Here is a 12,364-nt window from a genome sequence, read left to right as displayed (position 1 = left end):
CCCTTTTATTTCGGACACGGGCTGAACCTTATCCAGCATCCCGGTTCATTCCTGTGTCTTCACTCATTGTAGATAAGAAGGGGGGAAGTTCACATGTGTATATCTATTTGAATCATAGTTATTTTTACTTCTTCAATTCACTTGGGCTCATGCCATAATATTTCTTGAAAATCTTGCTGAAGTGCTCTGGTGACTCATAACCGACCTTCTCGGCGATCTCATACCGGCGCAGGTCTGTATTCAGAATGAGCGAGCGGCTCTCTTCCATCCGAAGCTTAATGACGTACTCCCACAGGTTATATCCCGTAGTCTTCTTATAGAGATAGCTCAGGTAGTTGGGACTGACATGATTCTTCTTGGCTACTTCATGTATGGTAAGGCCCTTCTGGGCATAGTTCTCCTCGATATACTGCTTCGTCTTCTCAACAATCCAGTTGCTCTGCTTGCTCATTTCCTCTTCAGAAGGGTCGCTGGAGTAGACATTCCAGTTGAAATCACCATAGTAAAAGACATAATGGTCCCCATGCTTCTGGTTCCAATGGATGGCCTTGCCCGCCTGCTTGTTCAGAATCTCCAGAAATTCGATCCCCTTCAGAATCTGGCTGATGCCAATTACACAGTGCATCCCCAAATATTTATGAATATGATAATGAAGGCTTCGCCCGATCATCTCCAGCTGGTTGATTTTGTTAATGCCTGGCTCCTCATACTCCTTCTCACTCCACTGTACAATCACACTGATCTCCCGGCTTGACGAGTAGAACGACGTGGCATTCCATTCCTGCTCCATCAATTCCTGAACAATGTTCAGCGCCGCATACCTGAACAGCTGGAGATCCCTAGAGGAGAAATGGCCTTCAGAGCGGGAGTTCGGATTCATCTGGAGTTTGATAATGGCATAATAAGGTCCATATAATCCAAGTCCATACCCTTCGTTTGCGCCGAGAGGGCCATCAAGCACAGCAGCAGGGTTCTCCAGCAGCCGGTTAAGCTGTTCTGTACTGGCGGGAAGAGGTTCCTCCATATGAAAATGCTCATCCATATCCGCCATAATCTCCTCTAACCCCGGAATCGGCTTATCCATCTTAAGAAGCACATTGCGCACACTATCTAGAAAGTGCTCACTGTTCAGCGGTTTGATAAGATAGTCTTTGGCTCCGAGCCGCAGAGCCATCTGGGCATATTGGAAATTCTCATGAGCTGAAATGATGATCGCCTGCAGCCGGGGTCTGATCATTTTGGCCTGATGCATCAGCTCGATGCCGTTCATGGCCCCCATCTGAATATCGGTCACCAGCAGATCAATCTCTTCCATTCGTATAAAATCCAGGGCTTCATACCCGCTATGGGCTGTATACACCTGTTGTATGCTCAAACCTGAGGACAAGAGCAAATTGTGCAGGCCTTTGCAAATCAGCGGCTCATCATCCACAACTAATACATTGTACATGGGATTCCTCCTTTGTCTTCTCTCATGTTCTATATCTGGTCGGCAGGGAGAATGATGGTTACCGATGTTCCACCTTCTTCGCGTCTCATATATTTGAGACCATATAGAGGACCGAAATGAAGCCGGATGCGCTGATGGATATTCCGAATGCCATAACCCGTGGACGGATCATGCAACTCGTCATTCAGCAGCCTGTCAATCGCCGCATAGTCGGTCATCTTATACCCGTTATCCTCAATCCGAATCAGCATATTCCCCTGTTCTCTCCAGGCCCGGATGAGGATTACCCCGTCATCCTCCATATTCTTGACCCCATGGATAATGGCATTTTCAATCAATGGCTGCAGGGTAATCTTCGGAATAAGCTGCTCCAGCGTATCCCCGGAAATATCCCAGACCACCTTGAAGCTGTAATCGTATCGCATCTGCTGGAGCTTGATGTAGGCCTTGGCATGCTCCAGCTCTTCCTCGAGCGTAATCAGCTCCCTGCCGCGGCTGAGGCTGATCTTCATCAGCTTGGACAGCTCCTTAATCATTTCTGCCGATTCCACGTTGCCTTCAAGCGAGCTTTTCCAATAGATGCTCTCCAGCGTGTTGTACAGTAAATGGGGATTAATCTGCTGATATAAGATTTGCAGCTGCGCTTCCTTCTCACGGATCTCCATCTGGTACTGATTCTGAACCAGATCGTTCAACCGGCGGGCCATATCATAGGTGGATGTAATCAGTACACTCACCTCATCATTCCTGCCTCTGCGCGGGGTCACCGGTACGGAATGGCCTGGAACATATTTGCGTACGAAGAAGGCCAGCCGCTGAAGCGGCATCATAAGTGATTTCCAGAAATAAGCCATCACCAGCAGCACGACCGCAGCGTAGACGATAGAGATAAGCTGGATCACCTGTTTCATTTCGTTCTGCTGCTGGAGCAGGGCTTTGACAGGAACCCTATAAATGAGCTTCTGTTCCAGCGCATGATTATAGTTCATGACATAAATATACTCAGACGTGATTACATCCACTACGCCCTCCGGCTTCACCATATTCTGGTTCACTTCCTGCAGCTGCAGGAGGGTCCCAGTCTCCGGTTCTGTGGAAGCCAGTATCCGGTTGTCCCAATCGGTGAAGTAGATATTGCCGTCTGGCAGGTCTACCGTCTGCAAGGACTCCCCAATCTTCGCATCCATCTTGGTGACCACCAGCACACCGATAGTCTCGCCCTTGGAGATATTATTGATTGCCCTGACATAAGCCAAGGTGCTCATCTTCTCGTTGTCCTGCGAGTTCATGCCCTCAATGATTCTCAGGTAGCCTTTGCCCTTCTTGGCAATAGCCTCGTCGAACCATTCCGGCTTGTCTTTGTTCGACACGAAATAAACACCCGATTTCTTAACCTGAGGATAATTCGGCGCGAAAAAATAAGCATCATCCGGATCATACACATACAGTGAATAATAGATCGGCTCCCGCCCGTCTGCAGCCTGCGAGTAGCCGTTCAGAATCTTCTCGATTTTCTCGTATTTCTTCACCCGCTCATACACCGAATCAGACACATGCACATCCAGCTGCTGGACAAGCGGGTTCTGGATCACGGTGGAGGTCACTTTATTTACGGTATCGATGTCCCGGTTGATCAGCGTAAAGTTCTGCTTGTTCAGCTCCACATAAGCATTGGTGACATGATGCTTCAGAATCTGTTCCGCCTTCAAATTTCCGTAGGCATACAGAATGAAGATGGGGCTGAACATGATCAGCAGGAGCAGAATAAGCTGCTGCTTCACATTCATTTTTGACAGCGGATTCATAAATCCTGAATTCAACGGCTCACACCTCCGGCTGAGTTAAATATATCAATTAAAATCAGTGCGGACATAGGCATTTCTACGGAAAGTATGAGTGTATGTAAGCACTTTTGTGCAGGGCCTTGCCTACTAACTAGATTATAAGACTTATCCGGTAAAAAAAGGGGGACAGATCACTGCTCTGTCCCTATTAAGTGAAAAAAACAAGCAGGGAGAGTTCACCTCCCTGCTTGCCTCTTGCCTCCCAGCTTGTTCTTTCACTTGATCCTCTGCTTGTGCTTCTTATTCTTCTGCCTGCCTTTGAGCTCGCTCTTCGGCTTGTTCTTCTCTTGCTACCCACTTGTTCTCTACTTACTCTTTTGCATGTGCTGCTTCTGTTTGTGCTTGTGCTTCCGCCTCTGTTTCTACTTGCTCTTCTGCTTGTGCTGCCTCTGTTTCTACTTGCTCTTCTGCTTGTGCTGCTTCTGCTTATACTTGTTCTCCTGCTCTGCCTCTGCTTCTTACACTCCTGCTTGCTCTCCAGATTCCGCTCAGCTCAAGCTACCCCAGTTATCCCTACCAGTTCGGCTCACAATACGGGCTCCAGGTCAAAAGCTGATCCTGCAAAAAATCTAAGTCAGCAGCTCATCCACGCCCGAAACTACTTTATCCGCACCAGGCAGCAGGTCCGCTCTGCCAATTCCCACTACACCCATTCCGGCTGCAATCGCCGCCTGAACACCTGCAGCCGCGTCTTCAAAGACGACACATTCAGCAGGTTCAAGGCCCAGCTTCCGGCAGGCAATCAGGAACACTTCTGGGTCCGGCTTCGCGTTGACCACCTGATTGCCATCCACAACCGCATCGAACAGACCTCTGATGTTCAGCTTGCTCAAGATGAATTCCGCATTCTTACTTGCGGAACCGAGTGCAATCTTGACCCCTTTGCTGCGGAGGTCTGTCAAATATGCTCTAACTCCCGGGAGCAGCTCAGACTCATCCAAGCGGGAGATGAATTCCACATACCTCTCGTTTTTGGAAGCGGCCATTCTCTCCCGCTCTTCATCTGGTGCATCGATTCTGCCAATTTCAAGCAAAATATTTAAAGATTCCATCCGGCTTACACCCTTAAGCCGCTCATTATCTTCTTCTGTGAATTCAAAGCCTAGTTCCTCCGCAAGGCTGCGCCAAGCCAGGTAATGGTATTTAGCTGTATCCACAATAACTCCATCGAGGTCAAAGATGGCCCCTTTCATCTGTTCAAACATTGTGTCTCTCCTCTATTTGGCAGTTATACTGCTAATTTATACAGTCAGGCTCAGACTCTGTCCGTCCCGTAATCCACGTCAACAGCTTGATCCTGCTGACAAATCCGCCGCTCACCGAACACGTCAACCGGGAGTTTGCGGGTGTAAACCGCTTGTGGAATTACCGATACTCTGCTCTTGCTGACCTCAATTTGATACTGCTGCCCCAAGAGAACCACACAGAAGCTGATCTTCTCCCACTTGGCCGGCAGCTGCGGCCGGATATGCAGTACTCCTTTCTCATAATGAAGTCCCGCAAACCCAAGCACTGCCGCCATCCAGGCTCCCCCGTTCGCAGCCGGATGTGTACCGCCAATATATAAATCCCCGACATACTGCTTCGAATCTCCAGTCAAGTCAATGGTAGCTGTGCGCATAAAATAAGGATATGCCCAATCAGGGGAACCGATATCCGAGGCTACCAGCGCGTATACACATGGGCTAAGGCTTGAACCATGCTCTGTACGCGGCTCGTAATATGCCCAGTTGGCTTTTTTGACTTCCTGAGGAAGAACCTCCTTGAACAGATGAAGCATGAGGACCACATCCGCCTGCTTGATAATCCGGGTAGTGGTGGCAATGCCATTCCCTCCGCCCCAATATTCATTCGGATGGATCACCCGGGATTTCACTTCATCCAGGGAGGCATCCTCAAGTTGGAAGTATCCATCGAACTGTTCAACAATGCCGTCCTCTGCGCCAGGCTGCGGAACATACAGCTGATCATGCATCTCACGGATATGCTCAACTGTCGGTCCCGGCTCTCCTCCGGCAAGGATCTCCTGAACCAGTTCCGGATAATCAGGCTGCAGCAGCTCCATCACCAAAATGGCCGTTTCAAGCGCACGCTTGGCCATATAGTTCGTGAACGCATTATTATTCACCCGTTCATGATACTCATCAGGACCTGTAACATCCAGAATCTCATACCTCATCTTCCGTGAATTGTAATAGCCATAGGAATAGAAGAAGCGGGCACACTCCCAGATTACGCGGGCACCTCCCTCAAGCAGCAAGCGGATATCCCCGGTAAAAGTGTAATACTGCCATATGCCATGTACCACGTCGGCGCTGATATGCACCTGTTTGTCCCTGAAGTAGGTTCTCATCTTTCGTCCGGTGAATACATCGCTCACATTAAACAGTGTGCAGGCATCCTCACCGCTGTCCTGGCTCTCCCAGGCATAAAAGGCGCCCTCAAACCCATATTCCGCTGCCTTGCGCCGTGCCCCCTCCAGGGTATGAACCCGGTACATCATCAGGTTACGGGCTACCTCCGGCTGGGTGAAGAGGAAGAAGGGCAGCATGAACATTTCGGTATCCCAGAATACGGCGCCTTTATAGACCTGCCCGGAGAGCCCTCTTGCCGGAATGGACACCTTTTCCGAATCATAAGGGGCAATAATCAGCAGCTGATACATGCTGTACCTTAAAGCGAACTGGGCTTCATCGTCCCCTTCAATCCGTACATCTGACAAAGCCCATTTCTCGTCCCATTTCCGCTGGTGTTCTGCCAGAAGTTGATCGTATCCTGCCTCTCGCGCATCTCTGGAGCTGTTTAATGCAGCCTGCAGCGGATCTGTCACCGGGTCGAGGCCCGTAAAGATCGACACATATTTTACCCATTCATAGGTCTCCCCGGCCAGACAATCCACCGTGATTCTCCGGTATATCTGCTGATCTTCGCTCACGATTTCCTCAGTGACATTATTTGTGGCAATACGTGAATCCGCGATTGTGTTTATGTGCGTGTCTGTGGCAATGCGTGAGTCCGCATTTGTATTTGTTCCTGCGTCTGTAGCAATTCGTGATTCCGCGCCTGTATTTGCGCCTGCATCTATGCCCATGCCTCTTATATCTCCAAAATTGCTCCACATGCTTTCAGCCACCACAACCGTCTGCTTCAGCTCTTGTGATACAGCCTTCAGAGCGATGCACACGCCCGCTTCAACCGCTTCGGACCCCTCCAGATGGGGGCCATTAATATCCCACACGTCCCCATCGATTCCTGTCTCAATCACGATGCGGCAATTCCGGGTGCAGCTGAGGGACATTTTACTGACCAGCAGCGGCAGCTGAGCTAGACTGGCAAAGCGCTCTGAACGGAACGTAATCATATTGTCTGAAGCTCCACCGGAGCCGGTTGTATGCATCTCTGAAGCTTCTCCCACCGCAAAAGTTGTCGTACGGCAATGCACAGCCTGCCGGATATCCAGCTCCTGCTCGTGATGTACAGGAACGAGGTTCAGTACACTAAGCTGCTCATCATCTGCATAGATTCTAGTTGCCAAGCCGTTTGGCACATTCACAGGCTCCCGCCATTTGCCCGGGACCTGATCATACAACCCGGCAACAATCGTTGCGGTCAGCTCCTGCTTCGTGAATTCCTCCAATGTTCCGCGGTAGCCAAACCGGCCATTTCCGATCATAAATTTATTGCCATTAACCTCCGCAGACTTCGAGGTATATCCCGTCTCCCTAACCGTCCAGCTCATGATACGATCCCCCTCTCTGCAGACGGAACCTCAATAACCACTCCGGACTCATCCACCGTATGCAGCTCACCATAGATCCGAAGCCGTACGCTTCTCCCCTCAGATAGAGAGCGCACTTTAACCTGGGTTCTCTCCACGGTAACCTTGAGCGTTGTTCCCTGGTAGACAATGTGGAAGCTGAATTCTTTCCAGCGATCTGGCAGGGAAGGGTTCAGCACCAGATCCTCCCCATCCGAACGCATGCCTCCGAACCCATACACCACATTCATCCAGGCTGCAGCAATCGAAGTGGTATGAAGCCCTTCCCGTGTATTCCGGTTGTAATTATCCAAATCCAGACGTGTGGCAAACTCAAAAAAATTGTATGCCTCCTGATGCTTCCCAAGCTCCGAGGCCAGAATGGAATGAATCGACGGCGAGAGCGACGACTCATGAATACATCTCGGTTCATAATACTCATAATTCACACGCTTCTCTTCAAGCGTAAACTGCTGATTATACAAGAACATAAACATCAGCACATCGGGTTGCTTAATCATATCGTAGCGGTACAGACGATCGTAGGACCAGTTCGAATACAGCGGAAAGTCCGTAACCGGGATACTGTGAATATCCAGATGCGGCATATCAAAGAACCCGTCATGCTCCTCGTAGATCCCGCTCTGCTCATCTTTTGGAATCCGCATATGCTCAGCCAGATGCTTCCACTGTGCAAGCTCATCTTCTTTAAGTTCTAGCCGAACGGCTAATTCGCTGAATGCGGCCCCTGCCTCCCTCCTCATTTCCTCTACCGATTCCAGCGTATATTCGAACATTTTTTTGGCCAGCAAATTGGTATATGCGTTGTTGTTGACCATCAGCTGGAATTCGTCAGGTCCCATAACCCCATAGTAGCCATATTGGCCGGTCTTCTGGCCCCATTGACCCCGGGTCGCGTAGAAGCGGGCAATCTGGATCAGCATCTCAACGCCTTTTTCATACAGAAAAGCTTTGTCTCCCACGATTTTGACATAATGCCACAATCCGTAGGCCACCGCAGTACCAACATGAAGCTGAAGATTGGAGTGCTGCCAGAGGTCACAGCTTTCTGTGCCGTCAATAGTGGCAATCGGGTAGAAGGCTCCTTCACAATCCACATCACGGGCACGCTGAAGCGCCTCGGGCAGGGACTTGTATCTGAACTCCAGGAGGCTTTTAGCCGCTTTAGGGTTATTGAAAATATAAAAAGGAAGACAGTAAGACTCGGTATCCCAAAATGCTAGCCCCCGGTACGCTTCGCCGGTCAGCCCTTTGGCCCCGATATTGAAGCCAGGATTATCGCCGTGATAGGTCTGGTACAATTGGAAAATACAAAACCGGATGCCCTGCTGATTCTCCTCATCCCCATCAATTGTGATGTCCGAAGTCTCCCAGATGCGCTTCCAATAAGCATGCTGGTCCTCCAGTGCGGTCTCGAGTCCCGGAGCTGTATGCTTCAGTGCTAAATCATGTCCCCTAGTCCACAAGCTGTCTAAGTCCGTCTGCAAATTCTTCTCTGTGTAATTCACCACCAGCTTATCGAATACCGCCACCTGCCTATGTTCAAGGCGGAGGGTCAAGTCCTGACCGATGAACAGTTCATCTTCGATATCCGCCGAAGCGGTCATGGCATCGGAATGAGCTTTGTAACTGGCATACAACCGGTTCCCTGTATTGGCTGTCTCGCCGATCATAGCTCTAATTCCGTCACGGTTGCCCTTGCCGAGACACTTCCAGAACCCGCGTCCCTGGTCCTCATGGATTACCGAAAAATCCAGACCGGTCCGCAGCTGGGCCGTACCTGAGAAATTCAGCGGAGTCAGCTTAATCCGTTGTCCCCCCAGATTAGAAGCGGTCATACTAACCAGTCGAGTGAATTCCAGCTTTATAGACCTTCCACCCTGCAAATGCCAAACAAATTCACGTGAATAAGTCCCCGTACGAAAATCCAGCCTTCTTCTATAATCAGATATCCGGCTAGTGGCAAGATCCAGAATCTCTCCATCAATAGTGATTCTTGTATACAGCCAATCCACCGCATTCACCATAAAGCGCAGTGACCTGATAATTCCCTTGTAGTGGGCGCTGACCTCCATCTGTTCGAACAGGCCATTGAAGTAGCTTCCTTTTAGACTGTCACCGCTATAGCCCTCTTCCGGGTAGCCCCGTACGCCCATATATTCATTTCCCAGCGAGAAAATAGATTCCGAGACCCTGTTCCGCTGCGGATCAAAGCCCTCTTCTACGATCGCCCAGGGATCAATTTTTAAGTATTTGTCTGCAATTTTAGGCATGCTCTCCCTCTCCCTTTGTCAATATCTATGTCTCCTCCACAGACTATCCAAAAATGCGGGAGTACCCAATGTGCAGCGTTATCCAGCTTATGTGTGAAACTACGTATCTTCAGAGCAATAAGGAGTTCATCAAATTAATTTATAAAATCTGGTAACTTTCCGGAGGATTAAGCGTCATAGAATTAAATGCTATAGAAGTCGGGCTATGGATTTACATGCCAGAATCATTTCACACTATTACCCTTTGGTAATTCCTAAGTTCAACTTGTATCGATTCTTTCATTCATTAAAATTAACCAGAATAAACCTATGGAGGTATATCGTGAAACTGAGGAATTTTAAACATTTTTTTCTCTCTGCTGCCGTCGCAGCTATGCTCCTGCCTGCATCCCTATCCGCAGCGGACGGATTGTCGGTAGGTGATCTCGCCCCGCGTCCGGAAACGGCTGTACAAATACAACCGGGTGAGGGCTCTTTGGATAAGCTTACTTTTACCCAGGGAGGCACCCCTGTCTTTGTCTCCAATGCACCGGAAGCTCTATACGAAGGCAACCGCTCAGACGGCTCGGACGTTGTGCAGGTCAATACCACGCTCTACCGTGACCAGATGAACGGCAGCTTCCGTTTCTGGTCTGCTCACACTAATGCCACTAAGAAAAAGGTATCTTTCTATATGCATGTAAAGAATCCTTCATTAAGCCCGGTTAAGCTCTATATCAAACGTAAAGGATATTCCAGCGGAACCTCGGCCGATCCGGTCACATCCTTAAAGGCTGCAACAGAACAATTCATGAAGCTCCCTGAAGGAACAGGCGGCACGCTTCTTGCGACAATTCCGCCAAAAGGGTCTTATACTCTTCCTTATTCGACTTCCGTTGCTCCTTATCAAGTCATGAATTATATCGGAGACTTCAGAGCTGTAAATGTAAAGACAGGACAGAGCGCAGCTGTGATCGTATCGGATGTTGTGACCAACAACGGGGTCTCCAAGGTGAATGAATATGCTGCCAGCACCCGGATTGCGGTGACCAACGGGGACGATTACCGGGGGCTTCTGAAGCACTCGGCACGCACCGTTGATGTTAAGCTGGAGCTGACGCCAGAAGCTCCAGCCAAATACATGAAGGTCAGCGATTCCGTGCCTTATGCCTATCCCGGCGAGCAGGAGCCGCTTATGACCAGCTGGAATGTAGAGGGGGAGCCGCTCAAAGCTCCCGTTGAAGTGGTGAAGGGCACGAAGAAGCGGGGCTCTTACTGGTTCACGGATTTGACGTACAAATTCGAAATCAAGAACTCCTCAGGGCTCGCCGCTGTCCATACGCTTTACGGCGGGGCACCCCGCAGCGAGAACACCGGATATGTGCATTACAAGATTGATGAAGGAACTCTTCATACCTACAGCTTTGGTGCCCGGCAGACCCGTGTCATCAGTGACAGTACCTCATTCACCTTAAAGACGGTGATCCAGCCGTTCATGTCCGTGCCTCTTGGACTCTACTTCACTGCCGAGTAAATCAAGACTTTCTTGCTCTCGCCTACGACTGTTTCGTGCGTCCCAATAAAAAAAGCAAAAGAAACCGTTTCTTGGTAACATGGAGGCCAGCCCCCATTTACAAAAGAAACGGTTTCTTTGAATATTCAATATACTATGGGCCAACCTTGCGTTCCGCCTGGTTGCTTGATGCTTACGGATTAATGAATGCTGCCTTCAAGTGCGGGCTGTACTGCACATCCATGCCCAGCCCTTGAGCAATCAGGGCAAGCGGCACATAGGTCTTGGTCTCTTTGCCCACTTTGTTCAAATAGGCGGGAGCTGCTGTAGCTACACTCTGGCCATTCACCTTAATCGTCTTGGAACCCACAGGAATGACAACCTTGCGGGTCCCACTGCTGATGGTCGCGCTGCTGCTGCGGTTGTCCCAGGTTGAGGATGCGCCAAGCGCATTCACAATATCTTTAATCGCCACAAAAGTCTGACCGTTCTTCACCACCGGTTTGTACGGTGTTACGATCTCGCTGCCTTTCACAATTACCGTTAGAGGCACATCGCCGTCAGTGGTCGAAGGCTTCAGATAATCACCCCATACAGCCTGGGCGAATACTTTGGCAATCACTTCATATCCGGATTGATTGGGATGAATATCCTTCTCCAGAATATGTGTGTATGAAATCTCCCCGCCGACAAACTCCTTGGCGATATGGGCCACCTTCACCTTGGCCCCCTTAGCGCTGAGCTCCGCAGCCAGAGAGTCCACTGAAGCGGTAAACGCATCCGCTGCCTTCTCCAGCCTGTCATATACGGCTGCCCCAGCCAGCTTCGGTACCGGCTGGTATTGATCCGCAATTACAATCTGCGCATTCGGATTCAGCCCGGCCAGATCATCAAGCGCCTGACCGACATTCGCCTTGTAGTCCGCAAGCAGCTTTGTCACACTTGTGTCCAGTTGGTCCGAGGACGCAGATCCGCTGACGGCAGCTTCCATGACCTGGGCTACATCATTGCCGCCGATTGTAACCGTAATCAGATTCGCGGTCTGAAGATCAGACTTAGCGGCCGCAGTCCCTTGGCCGAAGGAAGCGGCTCTCGGGTCGACAAGGGCGGGTTGAATCTCGTCCGGGGTCAGGGTTCTTCCCTCTTTAATGGCCCGGATATAATTCTTAAGACCGCCTGTCTTAAGGCCAAGAATGCCGTAATTCACGGTCTGGGTACGCCCCCGGAACCAACCCTGCTCCTGAAGACGGTCTACATATCCGTATGGCTTCGGATCTTTCTGGGTAACCATTGCCGGCTCAAATCCGGCCGTGATGGAGTCCCCGATCGCCACAATTTTGTAGCTGGCTGGCTGGCTGCCCGGCTGCCCTGTCCCTTCGTTCGCAGCCGAGACTGTGCCTGTACCCGCAATCATAATCATTAAAGCCAGCATGCCGGATACAACCGGCCATTTCCGATTTCCCCTTAAAATCACTACATACACTCCCCAGCAGTCTATATTAAAATGGATGCCCGTGCAGCCAATCT

Annotated in this window: 7 protein-coding genes; 1 reads left to right on the top strand and 6 read right to left on the bottom strand. The window is 50.1% G+C overall.

The window, feature by feature from the left end; translation table 11 throughout:
- Positions 1-124: 124 nt before the first annotated feature.
- From BN6628_RS03530 to BN6628_RS03510, 5 genes are all read right to left on the bottom strand, one after another.
- Positions 125-1,450, bottom strand: coding sequence for a response regulator transcription factor (locus BN6628_RS03530; RefSeq protein ID WP_068614338.1), 1,326 nt, complete (start codon positions 1,448-1,450; stop codon positions 125-127).
- A gap of 29 nt (positions 1,451-1,479) precedes the next feature.
- Complete coding sequence (locus BN6628_RS03525) at positions 1,480-3,270, bottom strand: cache domain-containing sensor histidine kinase (RefSeq protein ID WP_068614335.1); 1,791 nt, start codon at positions 3,268-3,270, stop codon at positions 1,480-1,482.
- Between the two features lie 593 nt (positions 3,271-3,863).
- Positions 3,864-4,499, bottom strand: a complete 636-nt coding sequence (gene pgmB, locus BN6628_RS03520) for a beta-phosphoglucomutase (protein ID WP_068614332.1) — start codon at positions 4,497-4,499, stop codon at positions 3,864-3,866.
- A gap of 50 nt (positions 4,500-4,549) precedes the next feature.
- A complete protein-coding gene (locus BN6628_RS03515; protein ID WP_068614329.1) occupies positions 4,550-7,033 on the bottom strand; it encodes a glycosyl hydrolase family 65 domain-containing protein in 2,484 nt (827 codons plus the stop codon).
- A complete protein-coding gene (locus tag BN6628_RS03510) occupies positions 7,030-9,345 on the bottom strand; it encodes a glycoside hydrolase family 65 protein (protein ID WP_068614327.1) in 2,316 nt (771 codons plus the stop codon). Before BN6628_RS03510 ends, BN6628_RS03515 begins: the two co-directional genes overlap by 4 nt.
- 322 nt (positions 9,346-9,667) lie before the next feature.
- Between BN6628_RS03510 and BN6628_RS03505 the strand changes: the two genes are divergently transcribed.
- Positions 9,668-10,858 carry a hypothetical protein gene (locus BN6628_RS03505; RefSeq protein ID WP_082926770.1) on the top strand — a complete coding sequence of 397 codons (1,191 nt, stop codon included), beginning with the start codon at positions 9,668-9,670 and terminating at the stop codon, positions 10,856-10,858.
- Between the two features lie 172 nt (positions 10,859-11,030).
- Here the strand turns inward: BN6628_RS03505 and BN6628_RS03500 are convergent, their stop codons facing one another.
- Complete coding sequence (locus tag BN6628_RS03500; protein WP_235847566.1) at positions 11,031-12,311, bottom strand: stalk domain-containing protein; 1,281 nt, start codon at positions 12,309-12,311, stop codon at positions 11,031-11,033.
- Positions 12,312-12,364 lie beyond the last annotated feature (53 nt).

The organism is Paenibacillus tuaregi, from assembly GCF_900086655.1.
GTDB lineage: Bacteria > Bacillota > Bacilli > Paenibacillales > Paenibacillaceae > Fontibacillus > Fontibacillus tuaregi.
This window is presented reverse-complemented; position numbering and strand designations above follow the sequence as displayed.